This window comes from Bacillus sp. 5B6 (assembly GCF_000259405.1).
Taxonomy (GTDB): Bacteria; Bacillota; Bacilli; order Bacillales; family Bacillaceae; genus Bacillus; species Bacillus velezensis.
This window is the reverse complement of record NZ_AJST01000001.1, coordinates 3,276,654-3,298,500: the sequence shown is the minus strand read 5'-3', so window position 1 is coordinate 3,298,500 and position 21,847 is coordinate 3,276,654. Positions and strand designations below refer to the sequence as shown.

The 21,847-nt window shown below is 46.9% G+C and carries 26 protein-coding genes and 1 pseudogene; 16 read left to right on the top strand and 11 right to left on the bottom strand.

Annotated elements, in window-relative coordinates; translation table 11 throughout:
* Positions 1-39: 39 nt before the first annotated feature.
* Positions 40-444, top strand: a complete 405-nt coding sequence (locus MY7_RS15760; RefSeq protein WP_007614341.1) for an Rrf2 family transcriptional regulator — start codon at positions 40-42, stop codon at positions 442-444.
* 37 nt (positions 445-481) lie between these two features.
* The gene (locus MY7_RS15755; protein ID WP_007614339.1) at positions 482-697 is read left to right on the top strand and encodes a hypothetical protein; all 216 of its coding nucleotides are present in this window, start codon (positions 482-484) and stop codon (positions 695-697) included.
* A 114-nt stretch (positions 698-811) separates the two neighbouring features.
* On the opposite strand, the gene xynA is transcribed toward MY7_RS15755, so the two are convergent.
* Positions 812-1,453, bottom strand: a complete 642-nt coding sequence (gene xynA, locus MY7_RS15750; protein WP_007614337.1) for an endo-1,4-beta-xylanase XynA — start codon at positions 1,451-1,453, stop codon at positions 812-814.
* Positions 1,454-1,833: 380 nt separating this feature from the next.
* Between xynA and MY7_RS20185 the strand changes: the two are divergent.
* Positions 1,834-1,913 (top strand): annotated as a pseudogene (locus tag MY7_RS20185) (NAD(P)-dependent oxidoreductase); the annotation flags it as partial.
* Between the two features lie 37 nt (positions 1,914-1,950).
* Here the strand turns inward: MY7_RS20185 and MY7_RS15745 are convergent.
* Complete coding sequence (locus MY7_RS15745; protein ID WP_029325726.1) at positions 1,951-2,337, bottom strand: DUF5362 family protein; 387 nt, start codon at positions 2,335-2,337, stop codon at positions 1,951-1,953.
* A gap of 135 nt (positions 2,338-2,472) precedes the next feature.
* The gene (gene cls / locus MY7_RS15740; RefSeq protein ID WP_007614330.1) at positions 2,473-3,921 is read right to left on the bottom strand and encodes a cardiolipin synthase; all 1,449 of its coding nucleotides are present in this window, start codon (positions 3,919-3,921) and stop codon (positions 2,473-2,475) included.
* A 220-nt stretch (positions 3,922-4,141) separates the two neighbouring features.
* On the opposite strand from cls, the gene MY7_RS15735 reads away from it, so the two are divergent.
* Complete coding sequence (locus MY7_RS15735; protein WP_007614328.1) at positions 4,142-4,579, top strand: DUF5392 family protein; 438 nt, start codon at positions 4,142-4,144, stop codon at positions 4,577-4,579.
* A 31-nt stretch (positions 4,580-4,610) separates the two neighbouring features.
* On the opposite strand, the gene MY7_RS15730 is transcribed toward MY7_RS15735, so the two are convergent.
* On the bottom strand, positions 4,611-5,060 hold the full coding sequence (locus tag MY7_RS15730) for a DUF5362 family protein (RefSeq protein WP_007614327.1): 450 nt from the start codon (positions 5,058-5,060) through the stop codon (positions 4,611-4,613).
* Positions 5,057-5,548, bottom strand: a complete 492-nt coding sequence (locus MY7_RS15725; protein ID WP_139325674.1) for a GNAT family N-acetyltransferase — start codon at positions 5,546-5,548, stop codon at positions 5,057-5,059. The genes MY7_RS15730 and MY7_RS15725 overlap by 4 nt, the downstream gene beginning before the upstream one ends.
* A gap of 138 nt (positions 5,549-5,686) precedes the next feature.
* Here MY7_RS15725 and MY7_RS15720 point away from each other — a divergent pair, with 138 nt between their 5' ends.
* Positions 5,687-6,556: a M23 family metallopeptidase gene (locus MY7_RS15720; protein WP_007614325.1), complete on the top strand. Its 870-nt coding sequence runs from the start codon at positions 5,687-5,689 to the stop codon at positions 6,554-6,556.
* A gap of 91 nt (positions 6,557-6,647) precedes the next feature.
* Positions 6,648-7,070, top strand: a complete 423-nt coding sequence (locus MY7_RS15715; RefSeq protein ID WP_007614324.1) for a VanZ family protein — start codon at positions 6,648-6,650, stop codon at positions 7,068-7,070.
* A gap of 17 nt (positions 7,071-7,087) precedes the next feature.
* Here MY7_RS15715 and MY7_RS15710 read toward each other — a convergent pair whose 3' ends face one another.
* Positions 7,088-7,663 (bottom strand): undecaprenyl-diphosphatase, encoded by a 576-nt coding sequence (locus MY7_RS15710; RefSeq protein ID WP_012118646.1) that lies wholly within the window; start codon positions 7,661-7,663, stop codon positions 7,088-7,090.
* A gap of 164 nt (positions 7,664-7,827) precedes the next feature.
* Between MY7_RS15710 and ftsW the strand changes: the two genes are divergently transcribed.
* Positions 7,828-8,982, top strand: a complete 1,155-nt coding sequence (gene ftsW / locus MY7_RS15705; RefSeq protein WP_007614322.1) for a putative lipid II flippase FtsW — start codon at positions 7,828-7,830, stop codon at positions 8,980-8,982.
* Between the two features lie 52 nt (positions 8,983-9,034).
* Here ftsW and MY7_RS15700 read toward each other — a convergent pair whose 3' ends face one another.
* Complete coding sequence (locus MY7_RS15700; RefSeq protein ID WP_003151222.1) at positions 9,035-9,385, bottom strand: P-II family nitrogen regulator; 351 nt, start codon at positions 9,383-9,385, stop codon at positions 9,035-9,037.
* A gap of 17 nt (positions 9,386-9,402) precedes the next feature.
* Positions 9,403-10,614 (bottom strand): ammonium transporter, encoded by a 1,212-nt coding sequence (locus MY7_RS15695; protein ID WP_003151223.1) that lies wholly within the window; start codon positions 10,612-10,614, stop codon positions 9,403-9,405.
* Positions 10,615-10,866: 252 nt separating this feature from the next.
* On the opposite strand from MY7_RS15695, the gene MY7_RS15690 reads away from it, so the two are divergent.
* The 3 genes from MY7_RS15690 (at position 10,867) to MY7_RS15680 (ending at position 14,411) form a co-directional block, all read left to right on the top strand.
* On the top strand, positions 10,867-11,433 hold the full coding sequence (locus MY7_RS15690) for an isochorismatase family protein (protein WP_007614320.1): 567 nt from the start codon (positions 10,867-10,869) through the stop codon (positions 11,431-11,433).
* Complete coding sequence (locus MY7_RS15685; protein ID WP_007614319.1) at positions 11,430-12,794, top strand: MFS transporter; 1,365 nt, start codon at positions 11,430-11,432, stop codon at positions 12,792-12,794. The genes MY7_RS15690 and MY7_RS15685 overlap by 4 nt, the downstream gene beginning before the upstream one ends.
* Before the next feature lie 162 nt (positions 12,795-12,956).
* Entirely contained in the window at positions 12,957-14,411 is a 1,455-nt protein-coding gene (locus tag MY7_RS15680; RefSeq protein WP_007614317.1) for an NCS1 family nucleobase:cation symporter-1, read from the top strand.
* A gap of 34 nt (positions 14,412-14,445) precedes the next feature.
* Here MY7_RS15680 and MY7_RS15675 read toward each other — a convergent pair whose 3' ends face one another.
* Both MY7_RS15675 and MY7_RS15670 read right to left on the bottom strand, forming a co-directional pair.
* Entirely contained in the window at positions 14,446-15,642 is a 1,197-nt protein-coding gene (locus tag MY7_RS15675; protein WP_029325725.1) for an MFS transporter, read from the bottom strand.
* 22 nt (positions 15,643-15,664) lie between these two features.
* Positions 15,665-16,078 carry a MarR family winged helix-turn-helix transcriptional regulator gene (locus tag MY7_RS15670; protein WP_007407562.1) on the bottom strand — a complete coding sequence of 138 codons (414 nt, stop codon included), beginning with the start codon at positions 16,076-16,078 and terminating at the stop codon, positions 15,665-15,667.
* A 331-nt stretch (positions 16,079-16,409) separates the two neighbouring features.
* On the opposite strand from MY7_RS15670, the gene spoIIID reads away from it, so the two are divergent.
* The 4 genes from spoIIID (at position 16,410) to MY7_RS15650 (ending at position 19,676) form a co-directional block, all read left to right on the top strand.
* The gene (spoIIID, locus tag MY7_RS15665) at positions 16,410-16,691 is read left to right on the top strand and encodes a sporulation transcriptional regulator SpoIIID (RefSeq protein WP_003151236.1); all 282 of its coding nucleotides are present in this window, start codon (positions 16,410-16,412) and stop codon (positions 16,689-16,691) included.
* 180 nt (positions 16,692-16,871) lie between these two features.
* Complete coding sequence (mbl, locus tag MY7_RS15660; RefSeq protein WP_003151237.1) at positions 16,872-17,873, top strand: cell shape-determining protein Mbl; 1,002 nt, start codon at positions 16,872-16,874, stop codon at positions 17,871-17,873.
* Positions 17,874-18,032: 159 nt separating this feature from the next.
* Positions 18,033-18,830, top strand: a complete 798-nt coding sequence (locus tag MY7_RS15655; protein ID WP_007614310.1) for a flagellar hook-basal body protein — start codon at positions 18,033-18,035, stop codon at positions 18,828-18,830.
* Positions 18,831-18,854: 24 nt separating this feature from the next.
* The gene (locus MY7_RS15650; RefSeq protein WP_029325724.1) at positions 18,855-19,676 is read left to right on the top strand and encodes a flagellar hook-basal body protein; all 822 of its coding nucleotides are present in this window, start codon (positions 18,855-18,857) and stop codon (positions 19,674-19,676) included.
* A gap of 17 nt (positions 19,677-19,693) precedes the next feature.
* On the opposite strand, the gene MY7_RS15645 is transcribed toward MY7_RS15650, so the two are convergent.
* Entirely contained in the window at positions 19,694-20,758 is a 1,065-nt protein-coding gene (locus MY7_RS15645) for a tetratricopeptide repeat protein (protein WP_029325723.1), read from the bottom strand.
* A 195-nt stretch (positions 20,759-20,953) separates the two neighbouring features.
* Between MY7_RS15645 and fabZ the strand changes: the two genes are divergently transcribed.
* The gene (gene fabZ / locus MY7_RS15640) at positions 20,954-21,379 is read left to right on the top strand and encodes a 3-hydroxyacyl-ACP dehydratase FabZ (protein WP_003151242.1); all 426 of its coding nucleotides are present in this window, start codon (positions 20,954-20,956) and stop codon (positions 21,377-21,379) included.
* A gap of 56 nt (positions 21,380-21,435) precedes the next feature.
* Entirely contained in the window at positions 21,436-21,831 is a 396-nt protein-coding gene (gene mscL / locus MY7_RS15635; RefSeq protein WP_003151243.1) for a large conductance mechanosensitive channel protein MscL, read from the top strand.
* Positions 21,832-21,847: the final 16 nt, after the last annotated feature.

Sequence of the window (21,847 nt, the reverse complement as noted above, 5' to 3'; positions counted from 1 at the left end):
TGAAATGTAACTATTGTGGTTACAACGGTGGTGAAAAACATGATTAACAGCCGTCTTGCTGTGGCCATTCACATTCTATCGCTGATCTCAACGGATGAACGGGCGTCATCGGACATGATTGCGGGCAGCGTAAACACCAATCCCGTCGTCGTGCGGAGAACGATCAGCCAGCTGAAAAAAGCGGGTATTCTGACTTCCCGGGCGGGTGTTCCGGGAGCCAGCCTGAAAAAAGATCCGTCGGAGATCACCCTCTTAGAGGTTTACAGGGCGGTGCAGAATAGGGAAGAGCTTTTTGCGGTTCACGACAATCCGAACCCCGACTGTCCGGTCGGCAAAAATATTCAGCGCGCGCTCGATGAGACGTTCGGAAGCGTACAGCGGGCAATGGAGAATGAACTTGCGAGCAAGTCCCTTTATGATGTAATGAATCATCTCTTTTGTTAAAAAGAGATGGGTTCATGCCGCTAGAGGTGTAACAAAAATGGTTACAAAAGATAATGAGGAAATCACGGTTTTGGCTCCATATTCAGGCAAGCCTGGATGCGGGGTTGCGATCTGTTTAATGAAGAAATCCTCCGAAACTAAAGGAGGTGGTAACCGGGATATTTTTATTTTGCTTAAGGCTTATGTGAAGGTGTCTGTTGTAAGCGGGTTACCGAAAAATGACGGCACTCTTATTTTAATACGCGAAAACTGATGGAGAATATCCTGCCTCCGGTAATGCCAAAACCGTTCGCCTCTTAACAATCATTTAAAATTTCTCAAGGAACGATCAGCAGCCCGTTCGCTGCCCCTAATTAAAGATGAGCTGTTACCACACTGTTACATTAGAACTTCCGCTGCTTTTATATCCTTCTGTCGCTAAGACTTGATAAGCCCAATTACTGCCCAGATTCATTCCATGGCTCTTCCAGGCGTTAACATGATTGCTGAAAGTGATTGTAGCGTTGCTTCCGGTTGGTCTCTTCGACTGACGAACACTCCAGTACTGCGTAAAAGTAGTGTTATCGCCATCAATGGAAGGTGCGTTATAACGTGTTGTTGTATATATGTCATATGTACCTCCATCACTGTTTACAGTACCTTTATACGTTCCGGTAGGTCTGTAAGTACCCCATGAATCCACCACATAATATTCGATGAGAGGTGCTCTCGTCCAGCCATATAAAGTCAAATATCCATTGCCATTCGGCGCCCAGACTCCGGCATTATAGTTTATTGTTCTAAATGGCGAGCCTGTAGTCCAGCCTTTACCAACAACGAAATTTCCGGTATTAGACCAATTAACACTGTAATTCCCGCCAGATCCATTGACTGCGTTGACTGTTCCGCCCCCATCAGTCCAATTTTGCCAGTAATCTGTGCCAGCTGCAGAGGCGGTTGCCGAAAACATGCTGATACTCATGAAAGCTGCCGTTAATCCAACTAAGAATTTCTTTTTAAACTTAAACATATGTTACCTCCTATACTATTTTTTCTGACTTTGACATGAGGCAGCACTCGTAAATATTTAAAACAATTACGAACGCCAACGCTTTTGATCGTTCCTTTCAATATAATAGCATGAATACATGAGTGAATATTAAGAACAATTGTAATTTAATTACAAAGGCCCAAAAAACTGTATGATAAGCGGTCTTGTTCCACCATGGCTTTTATCCTTATTTTGCAGAATCACAATTCTTGCTTCTAAACCTGATCAGGAACAGTCGAACAATTGAGTGATTTCAGTTGAAACTCTGAGGAAAAGCTTTTTTGATGTGACGGCGACACGTCTGGCTGAAGCCGGAATGTCCGAAAGAATATCTGCAGACAGCGTTTCAGCTGCGCCATTATGCCATCGCCGTATTGGATGAATTGATAATCCGAAGCACAAAAACGAACGCTTTCCCGTTGTCGAAGAAGCGGAATAAGAAAAAATCCCGGGCGGATGCGCCGGGATTTTCCTTTTTAATATGTATTGGCATCAATATTATTAAACACGCCGTCCACGATGCCGAGCGTCATGAGGACAATGAAGAGAACAATACCAAGAACGGACAAGCCGACCGTCACAATCAGGTAGATCCCCTGCATTTTCACGAACTTTGCATAATTCTCCAGCATATGTTCCTCTGTCAGTTCATTGAACTGCTCCGCCATCTGTCCCGCTTCATTTGCCGAGCGCATCAGAAAAATGCCGGCAATGATCTGCAGAACGCCGGGAATCGCTCCGATTAAAAAGAAAAACGCGCCCGACAGCGCCGCAAACGCACCCATGATAATAAATAAAATACCTGTCGCTTTTCCCCATTTCGAAATAGAAATAAGCGAACGATTCACTGATTCAGGTTTCAAACTATGGCACTCCTTTACAAAAAAATACTCACTTTTCATTTATACACTATTCGGTCATTCTTTTGAATATAAAATGTGTTTTTTCGTGCCATGTCCGTTTTTATATCAGAAAATTCCCGAGAAACACCCCGGGAATTACAAAATCGGCGAAAGAAGTCTTGAAATCGATTCTTTAATGCGGATCCGCAGCGAACGCTCCTGATATTCTTCATACGTATATTTTCTGGAGACGAGCAGATCTTCTTTAAATGAGGAAATGAGTTTTTTCGCGATGGTGACGTCATAAATAAAGGCGTTGACTTCAAAATTAAGTCTGAAGCTTCTGACGTCGATATTCGCCGTACCGACTGAAGCCGTCTCATCATCGACGACAATCGTTTTTGCATGAATAAAGCCGTTATCATAAATGTAGACTGAGGCTCCGGCTTTCAAAAGGTCGCCGATGTAAGATAAAGTCGCCCAGTAAACGAAAGCGTGATCCGGCTTGTTCGGAATCATGATTTTGACGTCGATGCCTGACAGACAGGCGATCCTGAGGGCATCTAAAAGACTTGAGTCAGGAATAAAGTAAGGCGTCTGAATCAGGATCGACCGTTTGGCCGTTGAGATCATCTTGATATAGCCGTTTTTAATTTGTTCCCATTCTGAGTCCGGTCCGCTCGTGACAATCTGCATCCCGACATTGCCCTTCGGCTCGCATTCCGGAAAATGATTCGGAACGTATGTGAGCGTATGATGATGGGAGGCTTGGTTCCAATCGAGGATAAACCGTGTCTGAATGGCGTGTACCGCCGTGCCTTGAAGCCTGAGGTGCGTATCGCGCCAGTAGCCGAATTTCGGATTCAGGCCGAGATACTCATCTCCGACGTTAAAGCCGCCGACATAGCCGGTTTCGCCGTCAATGATGACGAGCTTGCGGTGATTCCGATAATTGAGCCGCAAATTAATCGGACGAAGCCTGGAAGGAAAAAAGACTTCCACATGGCCGCCGGCGTCCCGCAGCGGTTTGAAGAATTTTTTTCTGAGTGATCTTGAACCGAGTTCATCATATAACACTCTGACTTTTACGCCTTCGCGTGCTTTTTTCACTAAGGCATCGCGCAATTTTTTTCCCAGTTCATCACCTTTATAAATATAGTATTGAAGGTGAATGTGATCTTTTGCGTTGGAAATGTCCTTCATTAAGCGTTTGAACTTATCGCGCCCGTCCGTCAGAATCTCCACCGAATTATCCTCTGTAAAGACTGCGTGGTTGTTCATGACAAGCATATAGATGAGGTCTTTATTATCCACAGTCGCTCTGTTGTTAAATTGGAATTGCCTCGACTTCAGATCTTTCAGCTGAGACTTCAGCAGCTTTTCAATCCCGATTTTTTTACGGTCTTCCCATTGAAACAGATGCTTGCGTCTCAGGTTATGGCCGAATAACAGGTATAAAATAAACCCTAAAATGGGAATAAAAAAAAGAACCAAGAGCCAAGCCCATGAAGCGCTGGCATCGCGTCTTTCTTTGAAAATCATGATGATGGCCAAAAGTATATTTAAAACGAAAAAAAATCCGAATAAAATAAATGAAATGCTCACTTTGCAACCCCGCTATATCATATTTATCAAGACTGTGCCCATTAGTATTCCGACAAGTGCAGCAATCTGATTCCCATTTCAAATTATAACATTGACATTTTGAAAGAATAAAGAGCCGGAATCAAAGATGAATGCAGTTTTCTTTCAAAGAAAGTTCCGGGTGCGTTAAAATATGCATATATGAAAAAGAAGACAAAAATGACAGCAAAGGGGAGAGGGCATGAAGCTGGAGCATGCGGAACAATTGCCGGGATTCATAAAAAAAGAAATTCAGAAAATACAAATCGCCATCGCACCGCTGATGAAAAAAAGCATCATTTACCGTTTTCTTGCTTTCCCGCTCGCCGCTTTTAGTCTGTTTCATCTGGCATCGCTTTTGATTCAGGCCCCTTCTGGGAGAGGAGCTCTCGTATCGGCCGGCATTTTTGCCCTCCTTGCGGCTCTGGGTCTTGCGTTTTTTAAGGAAGCCGGCTATCAGCGGAAACAGGTGCAAAAAACGATCCGCCTTTATATGCTGAACAGAATCAGAAAAAGCGATATTCTGTCCGAGGAACGGAAAAGCGCCTATACCCGGCTGATTGCCGAGGAGCCGTCTGCGATGAAGAGCTTTATTGAATTTTTAACGGAAGAAGACCGGAAAAAAGAAATGCTTTATTAAAAAAGAGCTGACGCGCGATCAGCTCTTTTTGTCATTCAAACACCGGGTCGTTCTCATAGTAATATGAATCAGGCGTGTCATACGTATCAGTGCTGTGATAAGCGATAATTCCGATGACAGCGAAGATGACGACTAAAATAAAAGCGAGAATGCCCAATACCACACTGGATGCCGCGTAAAAAAACTGCATTTTGATAAATGACGCGTAATGTGCAAGCATACTTTCTTCCGCGTTTTCTTCTAGTCCTTCCTGAAGGGCGGCAGCCGCTTTTGCCGAGCGCATCAGCATGACGCCGGAAATGATGAGCAGAACCCCCGGAATGGCTCCGAGCAACGTCACAATGGCTGACAGAGCGGAAAGAGAGCCCGTGATGATCAGAAACACGGCGGTGATCTTTCCCCATTTGGCGATGTCGGCAAGGGAACGGGCTTTTTTATTGAGCGGCTGGTTTGCGTCTTTGTCTTTATCGATGGTGATCATGACAGTTCTCTCCCTAAAATGTTCAAGTCATATCGTTTTCCGTCCATTTCGGCGATACCCGGGAATACGCCCCATTCGTTAAAACCGAATTTTTCAAACAGCTTAATGCTCGGCACATTATGTCCGAAGATAAAAGCCATCAGGCTGCGGATGCCGATTGCCGGAGCGAGTGCCAGGGCTTCTTTCAGCAGAAAGCTTCCTGCTCCTTTGCCGCGGCAATCCTGATGCAGATAGATGCTGATCTCCGCCGTTTTGTCATAGGCCGGACGGCCGTAAAACGTTTCAAAGCTGATCCAGGCCGCCACTTTGCCGGTTTCATCTTCCGCGACCATCAGCGGGCGCCGGTCCGTGTGCCGCAAAAACCAATCCATCCGGTCTGCGGGCGTCACTTCTTCCGTATCAGCCGTTACCATTCGTGAAGCAATCGTCGAGTTGTATATGGCCACCACCGCATCTAAATCTTCCAATACGGCTTTGCGCAGGGTCAAATTCATATTCCGGGATCTCCCTTCACATTTCATTACATAATCAAGTGCAATCTGCACATACTATTTCCAAAAAAGTTTTTTATGGATGTGTATATATTTTCAGAAAAGTGTTCAGAATGTTGCTGAGGTGATGAACAAATGAGAGAGGAAGAAAAGAAAACTTCTCAAGTCAAAAAACTTCAGCGGTTTTTTCGCAAACGCTGGATATTCCCTGCAATCTACTTAGTCAGTGCGGCCGTCATTTTAACAGCTGTCCTTTGGTATCAATCCGTTTCGAATGATGTGAAGGACAATCTGACGAACAACGGCGGAAACTCCGCGTATGACAGCGGCAAAGACGATGCCGTCGAAGTAGGCAAGTCAATGGAAAACGTCGCAATGCCGGCTGCTCATTCTGAAAATGTTTCTGTTGTGAAAAAGTTTTATGAAACTGATGCCGCAAAAAAAGAGAAAGAAGCAGCACTTGTTAACTATAATAACACGTACAGCCTCAGTAAAGGAATTGACTTAGCTGAGAAAGACGGAAAATCATTTGATGTTTCTGCTTCTCTGAGCGGTACGGTTGTTAAAGCTGCTAAAGACCCGGTACTGGGGTATGTGGTTGAAATTGAACACTCAGACGGCCTGTCTACTGTCTATCAGTCTTTATCTGAAGTCAGCGTGGATCAGGGCGACAAAGTAAAGCAGAACCAGGTCATCGGTAAATCCGGAAAAAACCTTTACAGTGAAGAAAGCGGAAATCACGTGCACTTTGAAATCCGCAAGGACGGCGTAGCGATGAACCCGCTCAATTTTATGGACAAGCCGGTAACATCTATTGAAAAAGCGGCGGCTGAAGAGAAAAACGCTGTGACAGAAGAAACGGAAGGGGCAATTCAGCAATCTTCCGAGAAAAAAGATGTGACGCCTAAAAAAGAAACCGAAGAAAAACCAGGTGACAAAGAGGACGGCACAAAAGACAAGACAGATGGAAAAGATGACGGCTCAATGAAAGATTCGGGCAAGTAATCTTGATCCCAAAGCGCCTATCAGCTCTGATAGGCGCTTTTCATATTGCCGCATGTGCCTTTATACTAGTAGAAAACGAAGGAGATGCTGAATGAATAAATGTCTGGCGGCCGGGTGGCTCGTCTTTGTTTTCGTTTCTGCTTTGACTGAAAGCTTTCACGATATGATTGTGTCGCAGACGGTGTCCTTTCGTTTCACGCCCCATCCGGATGTGTCCGGTTTCTTCGTGTTCGATTTGGCGGAGCTCGCCATACCGGAAGCGGCGATTCAAAAGCTCGGGCACGCGTTTTCATTTTTTGTGCTCGCCTATTTGTTTTTCAGGGAGCGCAGGCGCATGAAGAGGGCGGTGCTGTATGCATTGGCCGCCGCTTTCCTGACAGAAATCGTCCAGCTCTTTTTCGGCAGAAACGGATGCCTCCGCGATGTGCTGATTGACAGTCTCGGCATTGCCGCATTCTGTGCTTTACAAAGGAAAAAGCATACAGCCAAACATACAAAAACCGGCAGTCTGTGACAGACGCCGGCTTTTTTTTATATATTATGGTTTGTCGATTTGCTTTTATGAACGATACTTTCATAGATTCGCACGATCAGATCGACAATCGGACGAAGCACATTTGAAAATCTGAACAGCAGGAATCCGACAATGAGGGAAACGATAATGCTTCCGAGCACATCGATCGGATAATGGTGGCCGACCCAAATTCTTGAGAAGCCGGTCAAAAGGCCGAAAATCACAAGCGGCCAGCCGAGTTTTTTGTTGCGGAACAGAATGGCAATTGAAATCGCCAAAGCGCCTGTCGTATGGTCACTTGGAAATGAAGCATCCGCGGCATGAGGGATCAGCGTATGAACCGTATGCTCGACAAAGGGGCGCGGCTCGATATAGACCTTCGTGATGAGGTAGTTGACGATAAGCGCCGCAACACCCGTGAAGCCCGCGTACAGGGCGTTTTGTCTGCCTTTTGTGCTTCCGAACAGCCACATGGCAAGCAGGAAAAGGGCGTAGGCGTAAATGGCGTATTCCGTAATAAATACCATGATAGAGTCGAGAATGGCGCTATGGTGCGACAAACCATTGATCGCTTTAAATAGTTCGTAATTCACAAATATCACCTTTTATCTTTATTTTATATGAACAGTGTAATGCTTTTTTCTATGAGACACAATTGGTATTAAAAATAATCATAAAAAAGTAAACAGAATGAAACGTGACTGTATTACTGTGCGTCAAGTATGCGGGAAAAGAATAGCCGAAGGAGTTTTGTCCGTTGCTGAAACGTTTGAAAAACGCCGATCTGCCGCTTGTGTTTGTCATTATGCTGCTTTGCGGATTCGGCTTGTTAATGGTGTACAGCGCCAGTGATGTGATGGGGTCTCAGCGGTACGGAGATCCATCCTATTTCTTCCATAAACAAAGTACCTCTTTACTGATCGGATTATGCTTATTTCTATTTGCCGCCTGTCTGCCGTATAAGCGGTATGCGCGGCTTGTACCGCTGTTTGTGGTCGGTTCGCTGGTATTGCTGCTGCTCGTATTGATACCGGGAATCGGGCTGGAGCGGAATTTTTCCCGCAGGTGGCTGGGAGCGGGCCCGCTTGTCGTACAGCCGTCTGAATTGGCGAAGATCGCCATGATTTTGTATTTCGCTTCGATTTATACGAAAAAGCAGCCGTACATTCATCAATTTGTGAAAGGGGTTCTGCCACCTTTAGTGATTTTGGGGACCGCTTTTCTGCTGACATTGGCGGAGCCTGATTTAGGGACGGCTTCCTTAATCCTGGCGGCATGCGGGTCGATTTTATTATGTGCCGGCTTGAAAAAGCGCCATCTGTTCGTGCTCGGCGCGACGGCGGTGTCCGGGGTTGTTTATCTCGCATTTTCCGCTTCCTATCGTGTGAAGCGCCTCGTTTCCTTTACCAATCCGTTTGGTGATGCGAACGGGGACGGCTATCAGCTGATTCAATCCTATTTTGCTATTTCCGGAGGCGGGTTTTTCGGAAGAGGGCTTGGAAACAGTGTTGAAAAAATGAACTATCTGCCTGAGGCGCATACCGATTTCATTATGGCCGTGATCAGCGAGGAGCTGGGGATATTCGGTGTTCTGATCGTTTTGGGATTATATTTTGCGTTAATGCTTCTCGGCGTAAAAACGGCCGTGCGGGCTGATGACCCGTTCGGGAAGCTTCTTGCCGTCGGAATTACGTTTCAATTAATGTTTCAGGTTGTATTGAATTTGGGAGCGATGAGCGGACTCCTCCCGGTTACGGGTGTACCGCTTCCGTTTATCAGCTACGGCGGTTCTTCATTGATTATGACGCTGTTTTTGTGCGGCATACTGGTCAATATCAGTACATATGCGAAAAAACAACCCGTACGGCATAAGCGGCCTGTCCCGCATGAAAAAAAGGTTTCTTCTTTTTAATGAAGCCTGAAAAAAACGCCCGGGACATGCTGTCTCCGGGCGTTCTGTCTGTTTATAAAGCTCCTGGTCCTTCTTCTCCGGTGCGGATATTAATCGTGTTTCCGATTTCATAGACGAATATTTTGCCGTCTCCGGGCTCTCCCGTTTTCAGCACTTTCTTCGCCGTTTCCACGACTTGATCAACGGGGACCTTGCTGACAACGATTTCCACTTTCAGCCGTTCATACACATTGCTCTCAATTTTGACTCCGCGGTACAGTTCGGTGTGGGCTTTTTGAAGGCCGCAGCCGTGTACGTTGGAGAAGGTCAGCGATGTGACTCCGATTTTACCGAGTTCCTGTTTCAATGTTTCAAACTTAGCCGGACGCGTAACGATTTCTACCTTGAACATTTGACCGCTCATCTAAGCCACTCCTCACTTTATAAGTCCTGATATGCTTTTTCCCCGTGCATCGTTAAATCAAGCCCAAGTGACTCTTCTTCTTCACTGGCGCGAAGGGGAATGAACAGACCTACAATTTTAATGATAACGAAAGTGACAATAAATACAAATACATAGGTTGCCGCAATGGCCGCAATCTGCTTCCAGAGCAGTCCCGGATCGCCGTAAAACAGCCCGTTTGCCCCGCCGTCATTGACGGAAGTGGTGGCGAATAAACCGGTTGCGATGCCGCCCCATGTCCCGCCGATTCCATGCAGGCCGAAAGCGTCAAGCGCATCATCATAACCGAAAGTCTTTTTGAGCCAATACACGCCCCAGAAGCAGACAAGCCCGCCGATGAAACCAATTACGATGGAAGAGAACGGCGTAACGAAACCGGCAGCCGGCGTAATGGCGACAAGTCCGGCAATAGCGCCTGATACAGCACCCAGCATGGTCGGTTTTTTGTTCAGCATCCATTCGATTAAAATCCAGCCGATAATTCCGGCCGCAGCCGCGGTGTTTGTGTTAATGAAGGCAAACATCGCGATACTGTCAAGCGTGAGGGCGCTGCCGACATTGAAGCCGAACCATCCGAACCAAATGAGCGCCCCGCCCAAGAACGTGTAAATTAAGTTGTGAGGGGAAGCCGCCGTGCCGTCCTTGCGTTTCCCGAGCACAATCGCCAGCACGAGCCCGGCGACCCCGGAAGAAATGTGGACGACGTTTCCGCCTGCGAAGTCAAGAGCGCCCATTTGGCCGATCCAGCCGCCGCCCCATACCCAGTGCGCAACGGGGGTATATACGAGGGAAGCCCACAAAAAGGAAAATACAAGAAAAGCACTGAATCTCATGCGTTCAGCAAATGCTCCGGAAATAATGGCCGTCGTCAGTACGGCAAACGTCATTTGGAACATCATGAACAAGGAATGCGGGATCGTATCACTGTAGCTTCCGGGTTCAAAGCCGACCCCCTTCAGCCCCGCCCATTCAATCCCGCCAAGCCATGTATTTCCGGGGGCAAAAGCAAGTGAATATCCGTACAAAACCCAAACGACGGATACGATGGCGAGAGAAGAAAAACTATGCATCGCCGTGCTGAGCACGTTTTTGCTTTTTACCATTCCGCCGTAAAACAAAGCCAGCCCGGGGGTCATCAGCCACACGAGTAAAGCGCAAAAGAACATAAATACTGTATCGCCCATCTGCATGTTGTATTCCTCCGTCTCATTCAGAATGTAATTGTGATTAATTCATTATTATAGAGAAAAAAGAACGATAAAACATTTTCATGTAAGGTTATCTGACATGGTTTTTTGCGTTCATAATACTGTTTTTTCAAATGGGTGCCGTGCGACTTTATATCCATAAAAAGAGTGCCGGAGCATGGCGGAAGAAATCCTGTCCGGGAAAGAGTAAAATAAACGGGGTGAGAAACACTAACTGCATCAGGAGGAATCATTATGACAACATCATTAAATCTGCAATTTGAAAAAACGGCTTTGGTCATTATTGATTTACAAAAAGGCATTGTGCCGATGGATAAAAGCGGTACGGTTGTGCCGAACGCGAAAAAATTAATTGATGTGTTCCGGGAAAAAGGCGGATTTATCAGCTTTGTGAACGTGGATTTTCATGACGGAGCGGATGCGCTGAAGCCGCTGACGGATGAAGAGGCGGCGGGCCATTCGGCTCCGCCGGCGGATTGGGCTGAATTTGTGCCTGAAATCGGAGTGAAAGAAAACGATTATACGGTAACAAAACGGCAGTGGGGCGCGTTTTTCGGCACGGACCTGGACCTTCAGCTCAGAAGACGGGGAATCGACACAATTGTGTTATGCGGGATTGCGACAAACATCGGTGTGGAAAGCACGGCGCGAGAAGCTTTTCAGCTCGGGTATCAGCAAGTTTTCGTAACTGACGCGATGGCGACATTCAGCGATGAACAGCACGAAGCGACACTCAAGTTTATCTTCCCGAAAATCGGCAGAAGCCGGACGACGGAAGAATTTATCGCACAGACAAAATGACAATCTCCAAAAAAAGCCGCGTCCTGTTTTTGACGGCCGTGGCTTCGGGGACGATGCTGAACCCATTGAACTCGTCGATGATTTCTCTTGCGCTTCACAGTATTCAGCATGAATTTCACCTGTCGTTTACAACGGTGTCCTGGCTGATATCGTCCTTTTATCTGGCCAGCGCAGTGGCGCAGCCTGTTACCGGGAAGCTCGGTGATATGCTCGGCAGGAAGAAGTTGTTTTTGATTGGGCTTCTGCTTGTTGCCGTCTCGGCGGTCGGCGCGCCGTTTGCGCCGACTTTTATGACTTTGCTGATCATGCGGCTTTTTCAATCGATCGGAAGCAGCGCGATATATCCGTCCGGCGTCGGATTGATCCGTTCAAATATACAGGAGAAGCAGGCTTCGGCGCTGGCCGTCCTGTCAATCTTTGCATCAGCCATGACGGCGCTCGGTCCGACTCTCGGCGGTTTTCTGATCGTTTGGGGAGGGTGGCCGGCAATCTTTTTCGTCAATCTGCCGTTTATCATTCTCAGCTTTTTTCTCGGAATGTATATGTTTCCGAAAGATGAAAAACGCGAGATCGGCGGCTTGAAAGGCGTGCTCCGCCAGCTTGATACGATCGGGATACTCCTGTTTGCCGGAGCGATTATCCTTCTCCTGTCGTTTTTATTGTCCTTCAGTACGAAGCCTCACTATACAGAAGGCGTATTCGGGCTTTTGTTTGTCGGGCTCTTTATCTGGCGCGAGCTGAAAACAGAGAAGCCGTTTATTGATGTCAGGCTGTTTAAAACGCATCGGAAACTATCGTCGGTGTATATTCAATTTATTTTGCTGAATATATTCTTTTACTGCATCTTTTTCGGGCTTCCGAGCTATTTTCAGGATGAAATGCATTTGTCCGTTCAGACAAGCGGATTGATTATGCTGTTTATGTCGGGCATGAGTATTCTGGTGTCGCCTCTGACCGGAAAATGGATAGATAAGAAAGGGCTTCTTCAGCCGATTGTTGCCGGAACCTGCCTGACTGCGATCGGAGCGGTGATGTTAACGTTTTTCTTTCTTCAGGCGCCTATGATAGGAAAAGGGCTGATCCTGTCCGTGCTGGGTGTCGGCTACGGCTTCGGAAATGTCACGTTTCAGGCGGCCATGCTGAAAACGAGCCCTGCCGACATGGTCGGAACAACGTCCGGCCTGTTTCAGACCTGCCGGTATCTCGGTTCGATTTTGTCTTCTGTCATTTTGGGCATTCTTTTCGGAAAAGAAATTACCGCCGGCCATTTTCATATGCTCGGCACGATTCTTATCGTTGTCGGCGCCGTAAGCCTTTTGATGGCGTTCCGGTTTTCGGTTCTCCTCAAAAAAGCCTCTTAACAGGCGCAAAAAAAGAGACGGGCTCTCCCCGTCTCTTTTTTTGTGTAATGTGCTCAAAAATCAAAACGATTATTGTCGACAGCGACCAATGTTATTTGCGGAATTTTCAGTTATATTTTTTCACATGTGATGTAAGGAAAACGTACATGTGGGAGGGAGAAAATGAAAAAAACAACGAGTGATCGGCTAAGCAACAAAGATTTACTGCCTTTAGAAGACGGCGAACGGACATGGAAAGCGGTGAATTTTGCATCCATCTGGATGGGCTGTATTCATAATATCCCGACCTATGCGACTGTGGGCGGGCTCATTGCGATCGGCCTTTCTCCGTGGCAGGTGCTCGCCATTATCGTGACAGCGTCACTCATTTTGTTCGCCGCTTTGGCCTTGAACGGCCATGCCGGAACGAAATACGGCCTGCCTTTTCCGGTCATTATCAGGGCTTCTTACGGAATATACGGCGCTAACATTCCGACGCTTCTCAGGGCGTTTACAGCCATCATGTGGCTCGGAATTCAAACATTTGCCGGAAGCACGGCTTTACACATTCTGCTTTTGAACATATGGCCGGGCTGGGGGAGTCTCGGCGGAGATTGGAATATATTCGGGCTTCATCTGCCGGGCTTTCTGTCGTTCATTTTCTTTTGGGGCATTCATCTGCTTGTGCTGCGGCACGGCATGGAATCAATCAAAAAATTTGAAGTGTGGGCGGGCCCGCTTGTTTATCTCGTCTTCGGCGGCATGGTCTGGTGGGCGATAGATATTGCCGGCGGACTCGGACCGATTTACTCACAGCCGGGAAAGTTCCATACCTTTTCTGAAACGTTTTGGCCGTTTGCAGCAGGGGTGACGGGCATTATCGGGATATGGGCGACATTGATTTTGAATATTCCTGACTTCACCCGGTTCGCCGCGTCGCAAAAAGAACAGATTCGCGGCCAGTTTTACGGCCTGCCGGGAACGTTTGCGCTGTTTGCGTTTGCGAGCATTACAGTGACATCCGGATCACAGGTAGCATTCGGAGAACCGATTTGGGATGTGGTGGAGATTTTGGCCCGGTTTGATAATCCTTTTATTATCGCTCTTTCGGTTATCACACTTTGCATCGCCGCCGTCTCGGTTAACGTGGCGGCAAACATCGTGTCACCGGCCTATGACTTGGCGAATGTCCTGCCGAAGTATATTACATTCAGGAGGGGAGGGTATTTGACCGCCGTTTTGGCCCTGTTCACAATACCGTGGAAGCTGATGGAGAGCGCCACGAATGTTTATGCGTTTCTCGGGCTCATCGGCGGGATGCTCGGACCGGTGGCCGGGGTGATGATGGCTGATTATTTTATCATCAGAAAAAGGCAGCTCTCAGTTGAAGACCTTTATTCGGAAACCGGACAGTACACTTATTACAAAGGCTATAATTACCGGGCCTTTGCCGCGACTTTTCTCGGCGCGTTTATTTCTTTAATCGGGATGTACGTCCCGGCGTTCGCCGGCATCTATGATATCTCCTGGTTTGCGGGTGTCATTTTGTCATGTCTCGGTTATACGGCGCTTATGTATATTCATCCTCCTTATGTAAAAGCGGCGGGACGAATCGCGCGGGAAAGAGCGGCCGAATAAAAAAAGCCGGGGTTGCCCCCGGCTTTTTGTCATATCAGTCTGCGATTGAAACGTTTCCGTCCGCTTGAAGCGGCGTTCTTTTTTTCTGGCTCCAGCCATACAGGAGTAAAGCAATCAGGACGAACAGCCCCGCGGCCAGATAAATCGAATGGAATCCGGCCGAAGCGACGAAGAGGCCGAATACATAGGACCCGCCGGCAATCCCGCTGTCAAAGAAAGTGAAGAAGGTAGCCGTCGCAAAACCTGAACGGTGTCCGGGCGAGTTCTGAATCGCCAGCGTCTGCATACACGGTACGATAGAGCCGTATCCGAGGCCGATTACGGCACCAGACAAGAGAAGCATGAGGGCGCTGTTTGTCATCGCCAGCATGCAAAGCCCCGCGGAGAACACGATAATCGACGGATAGATGACGATTCCCGGCCCCACTCTGTCAAACAGCTTTCCTGTGAAAGGACGGGCGGCCATCATCGTCACTGCGAAACAGACGAAGAAATAGCCGCTGACATCCAACAGGTGGATCGTCTTTGCATAAACGGATAAATATGAAGTCACACTTGAATAACAGAAAGAAATGGACAACCCGACAATCGCGATTTTAAGCGCGCCTTTTTCAAACATGTCGGAGAAAGAAAAACGGAAGACAGTCGTTCCGCTGTTGTTTTGATCCGGCACACGAATCATAAAAGCAATCAGCAAGCCTAAAGAAACAAATACAGCAAAAATCGTAAAGAAAACCGGGAACGAAATGACTTTCACAAGGCTCAGCCCGAGAAAAGGACCGATCGCCATGGCAAGGTTCATAGACATCGCAAAATAACCGAGCCCCTCGCCGCGCCGCTTGGCGGGAATAATGTCAGCGGCAATTGCGCCCGTGACCGTCGTTAAAATGCTGAACCAGATGCCTTGGAAAAAACGCAGTCCGAGCAGCAGATAAAAATTGTGTATCGGCAAATACAGATAAGAAGACAGGGCGAACAGCGCCAAGGATACAATCGTCATTCTTTTCTTGCCGAACCGTTCAATAATCGCCCCTGAAAAAGGACGGGTGATAATAGCAGATAACAGGAACAGGCTGATCAAAAGCCCTCCTTGCGATTCACTGCCGCCAAGCTCCTGAATCATATAGATAGGCAGCACGGCCAAAAATGTATAAAAGAACACAAAGACAAATAAATTCACGAGTACGACCATAATAAAATCTTTGGTCCAGATCGAGTCAGATTTACTCAAAAGTACAGCACTTCCCTTTTTATTATTTCGTTAAAAACACATTCAGAAACTCAGAAAAAGCTTCCTTATCTCCATCTTGGAAATCCGCAAGCATGTCTTCCTCGAACTTCAGCATCTCTTGATTGATGCTGTCGTATTTCAATTCAGCTTCCTTCGTCAGGACGACGAGCTTTTCCCGCTTGTCTTCTCCCTGTTCCCGCTGAATCCAGCCGTTTTCTTCAAGGCGTTTGATCGTTCTGGTAACGGTCGGCGCCTCAACGTTCAGATAGGACCAGATTTCTTTTTGGGTCATCGGTCCGATCGTTTTTAAGCAATATAGGATTGACCATTGAGAGGAGTACAGGCCGAATGGTTCCAGCCGTTCATTGGCTTTCTTCGTAATCAGGCGGGCGCATTGATTGATTTGATGAATGAGGCGTCTGTTGACGTGGATCATTTCCGTTCTCCTTTTCAAAAAACTTACCTAAGTAACTAATTGCGCTGTTTCATTCTACAGCAGGATCGCGCGGATGTAAACCCCCCGATCAAAAAGCAGAAAATTATGACCCGCCCCTTGTCCTTATTGAGTTTTTAGCATATTCCCAATTCATTGCTAATACACTGTTACAAACCTATCAAAGAGAGTGTTTGAGGTGAGGGATCGTGGGCATATTTCTAAAACCTTCTTATATAATCGGACAACGAAGAAGCTGCATCATCAGTGAATCTGTTACAGAATACGGATCTCATTTCACACTTCTCACATCCAACTGGGGAGGTCGAGTGGTGTGCACGATTACATCAAAGAGCGAACAATCAAGATTGGTAAGTATATCGTGGAGACGAAAAAAACCGTTCGTGTCATTGCGAAAGAGTTTGGTGTTTCCAAAAGTACCGTACACAAAGATCTGACAGAGCGCCTGCCTGAAATCAATCCTGACTTGGCGAATGAAGTAAAAGAAATACTCGATTATCATAAATCCATCAGACATTTAAGAGGGGGAGAGGCGACGAAATTAAAGTACAAGAAGGATGAAATTCTTGAAGGGGAGCCCGTTCAGCAGCCGTAGCGCCTGACGTCTGCCGGGCCCTTTTTTCTCCTCCCGGGCGGTTTCGCGAATATCCGCAAAATTTTGTCAAGAACTTATATCGTTCAGCAGCTTTTTTTTGATAAATTATGATAATATATATAATTAGGGCACAATGTGGATATTTTACTGTGAAACAGATATCAAGGAGGATATAAATAGATGTTTGCAAGGGATATTGGAATTGACCTCGGTACTGCAAATGTACTGATCCATGTAAAAGGAAAAGGAATTGTTCTGAATGAGCCTTCCGTTGTGGCACTTGATAAAAACAGCGGCAAAGTGCTGGCTGTCGGTGAAGAAGCCAGACGAATGGTTGGACGTACACCTGGGAATATTGTTGCGATCCGTCCGCTGAAAGACGGCGTAATCGCAGACTTCGAAGTAACAGAAGCCATGCTGAAACATTTCATTAATAAGCTGAATGTAAAAGGACTTTTCTCAAAACCGCGCATGCTGATCTGCTGCCCGACGAATATTACATCCGTTGAGCAAAAAGCGATTAAAGAAGCAGCTGAAAAAAGCGGCGGAAAGCATGTATACCTTGAAGAAGAACCAAAAGTTGCCGCTATCGGCGCGGGTATGGAAATCTTCCAGCCGAGCGGTAACATGGTTGTTGACATCGGAGGCGGTACGACAGATATCGCAGTTATTTCTATGGGCGATATTGTCACCTCCTCTTCTATTAAGATGGCTGGGGACAAGTTTGACATGGAAATCTTAAATTATATCAAACGCGAGTATAAGCTGCTGATCGGTGAACGTACCGCTGAAGATATTAAGGTGAAGGTCGCAACGGTTTTCCCAGACGCACGTCATGAAGAAATCACCATCCGCGGCCGTGACATGGTTTCCGGTCTGCCGAGAACGATTACAGTAAACAGCAAAGAAGTAGAAGAAGCCCTTCGTGAATCAGTTGCCGTCATTGTGCAGGCCGCCAAGCAGGTTCTTGAAAGAACACCGCCTGAATTGTCCGCTGACATCATCGACCGCGGCGTTATCATTACCGGCGGGGGAGCGCTGTTAAACGGGCTTGACCAGCTTCTTGCCGAAGAGCTGAGGGTGCCTGTTCTTGTCGCTGAGAACCCGATGGATTGTGTTGCGGTCGGAACCGGCGTCATGCTGGATAACATGGACAAGCTTCCAAAACGCAAACTGAGCTGATGATAAAACCTCATTCTGAAAAAGAATGGGGTTTTTTTCTGTCAAACCCTTCACGAACGTGAATGTAAATCCGATAATAAGAAAAAATGCTGATTTTCATTATAGAACAAATGTTCCGGTGAGGCAACTGGAAATAATGCTATTTCAGAGGTGGAAGACTTGTTAAAAGGATTATATACCGCAACGTCCGCAATGATTACACAGCAGAGAAGAACGGAAATGCTGTCAAATAACATCGCAAACGCGAATACATCAGGGTACAAAGAGGATCAAGGTTCAATCCGCGCCTTTCCCGAGATGCTTCTGAGCCGAATAGAAGGCGATAAAAAAACGAAAATCGGTTCCGTCAACACAGGCGTATACATGCAGGAGCTGAAACCGTTGTTTACGCAGGGAAGCCTGAAAACGACCGATCAGCCGACGGATATCGCACTGATGGAGAATCAGGTTCCCAAGAATGCCGAAACGAATGAAAACGCCGAGCTGTTTTATCCCGTGCAGACCGCAGGCGGCGTCCGCTATTCAAAAAGCAGCACTTTCTCATTAAATGAAAACAATCAGCTTACGATAAACGGAAACCTTGTGTTATCAACAAACGGACAGCCGATTACAGTCGACAATGAAAAATTCACCGTATCAGAAAACGGAACGGTCACGACAAACGGCCGGCCGGCGGGGCAGATTGACATCAGAATGGAAGAAGACGTGCGCAATCTGAAACGGGACGGCAATGACCTATACAGCACGGCCGACGGCTCTGAACTGCCGAGCGCGGCGGCGAATCCCCAAGTCTCGTATTCATTAAAGCAAGGCGTCTCGGAGCTTTCGAACGTGGACGTGACGAGCACGTATACAGAAATGACGGAAGCATACAGATCATTTGAAGCCAATCAAAAAGTCATTCAGGCTTACGATAAAAGCATGGATAAAGCCGCAAATGAAATCGGCAAAGTGTAACAAAATGGGGGACATTCAATTATGATGCTCAGATCAATGCTGACGGCTTCAACAGCCTTAAATCAGCTTCAGCAGCAGATGGATACAGTCAGCAGCAATCTTTCAAACAGTGATACGACAGGCTATAAAGCGAGGGACTCCCGCTTTTCCGAGCTGATCAGACAGCAGTATGACCATATAGATGACAAAAAGGAAAATTCGCCGAACATGCGGAAAACGCCGCCCGGCCTGCGTCTCGGCGCCGGAATGGTCATGACTCCGCAGCTGGACTCAGGGCAGGGAAGCATCAAAAAAACCGACCGTGACCTTGATATCGCGTTCACATCACCTTATCAATATCTTCAGGCAGAAGCGGACGGACGGCGGGTGTATACAAGGGACGGCTCACTTTCCCTCAAGCCGGCCGGCAGAAATGACCGGCTGCTTCAGCTGATGACAGCGGGAGGCAATCCCATTCTCGATGAGGACGGTCAGCCCATACAAATTGACAGTTCGCTGACTCAGCTGAAAATCAGCAAAACCGGAACGCTGACTGCTTCAGACCAGGCGGGAACCCGTTCGCAGACGTTTAATCTCGGCATCGTCAATGTCAATAATCCTCAGGCGCTTCAAGCGGAAGGGGATAATCTGTTTTCCGTAAACGGCGCGGGGGCTTCAGCGATTGAAGAGCTTACCGGCGCAAACCGGCAGGCAATCGGCATGGAGCAGGGCGCGCTTGAAGGTTCAAATGTCGATATGTCAAAAGAAATGACCGACTTAATCGTGTCTCAGCGTTCATATCAGCTGAACAGCCGCACGATTACATTGGGAGACCAAATGCTGGGCTTAATCAACTCAGTCAGATAAAAGAAGGGGCGTTTTGATCAGCCGCGCATGATAAAAAATGCGGCTTTCTCAAAATCGCCCTTTTTTTTGTAGTAATCAGTAATATCCTGAAGCAGCACTTCCAAATCCACCCACGCTTCAATTTTCTGCAGCTCCAGCACAAGCTTCTGCAATCGGTCGTACGGGTCCTCCTGAGCGGTGTACAGTATGTTGAGCGCGGTCAGCTTCAATTTCATAATCTTGTTCTGCACTTTTTCAGATATGTATAAACCTTTCTGCAGCACGGTTTGTCCTTCGGCGGCAGATCCGGTTTTAAAAAGTGCTCTGACCGCTTCGTATACACAATGCAGGTAGGAAACGGGAGACTCTTTCTCGAAACGCTGATTGCCCAATACCTTTTTGTAAAAAGGGAGGGCCTCTTTATCTTTTTTCTGGGCGGTCTTTAAAAAACCAAAATTATAATAGGCGTGGCACAGCAGGTTATTGTCATTGATCCGGTCCGTTATCTTTATGGATTCATTAAAGAGCTGTTCTGCGTCGTCATAGCGTGCCTCGTCTATATAATTCACGGCGAGAAGCAGCCGGCAGCTGAGCGTTTTTTTGATGTAGCCGGCTTCATCTTGATAGATTTCCAGCGCTTTATTGACATATTGAATGGAGAGCGCAGGCGACTTCATCATGTAATATGCACCCGCTGTTTTATAATAAAATTCAGCGGCTTCGAAACGGTCCTGAATGGCCGGCAGGTACTGTTCAGCTTCTTTAAAGCGGCAGACAGCACGGTTCGGAGCGCCATTCACCATATGGAATAACCCTTTGAAAAAATAGAAATAATAAGTTAATTCATGATCCATCTCATCTTTGCGCCGCTTCAGCTCGCAGAACAGCTTATTCAGACCGTCTTTTTTTTCAAACAGCAGCTGAAACCGTGCGAAAAACAGCTGATATCTGAGTTTGAGCTTTGCATTCTTTTGTAATTTGGGGAGATGCTGATTGATTTGTTCGTGAAGGGAACGGGCTAGATCGAATTGGCGTTTTCCCATGGCGTCATACCACTCATTCAGCATCACCCGCGTACGTTTTTCAGTAAACTTAGCAATCATCTTCCAACCTCTTTGCATAGGGTAAAAATCTTTATTTATCATAACACATTAATGGACGAGGCTCATTGCCAGCTGGTTACAGTTTACAGCGCGGTTGAAAAAGAAATTGATTCATAATATACTTCCAAATGTACAGATTGGTTGCCACATATGCCTTCTATACATACTATTGTCGATGAAGGAGATGTCAAGAGAATGCTTGATACTCAGCAAATTAAAGAAATTATTCCCCATCGCTATCCGTTTCTTCTGGTAGACAGAATTACGGAAGTCGAAGAAGGAAAACGGGCGGCGGGATATAAAAATGTGACGGCGAATGAAGATTTTTTCAACGGCCATTTTCCTGAATACCCTGTTATGCCGGGCGTATTAATCGTAGAGGCTTTGGCGCAGGTCGGAGCGGTTGCGATGCTGATTAAAGAAGAAAACCGGGGCAGACTCGCATTTTTTGCGGGGATTGATAACTGCCGTTTCAAAAAGCAGGTAAAACCGGGTGACAAGCTGGAGCTTGAGGTTGATATTACCCGCGCGCGCGGTACGATCGGACGCGGCAAAGGCGTTGCCAAAGTTGACGGCGAGCTCGTGTGTGAAGCTGAATTAACTTTTGCGCTCGGAGAATAAAAGCAAACAAATGGGCTTATAAAAAAGCCCATTTTGTATAGAAAGAGGTGAATGTAATGTGGTCAGAATTTAAAAGCTTTGCGATGCGGGGCAATATCATGGATCTGGCTATCGGTGTCGTCATCGGCGGCGCTTTCGGCAAAATCGTGACGTCGCTCGTTGAAGACATCATCATGCCGCTGGTCGGCCTGCTTCTTGGCGGTCTTGACTTTTCAGGGCTGGCCGTGACATTCGGCGATGCTCATATCAAGTACGGAAGCTTCATTCAAACGATTGTGAACTTCTTTATTATTTCATTTTCTATTTTTATCGTGATCCGCACAATAGGCAAGCTGAGACGTAAAAAAGAAGCAGAAGAAGAGGCTGAAGAAGCCGAGGAAACAGATCAGCAGACAGAACTGCTGACTGAAATCAGAGATCTGCTGAAACAGCGGGCTCCTCACAATGATTAGGGCACAAAAAAAGGCT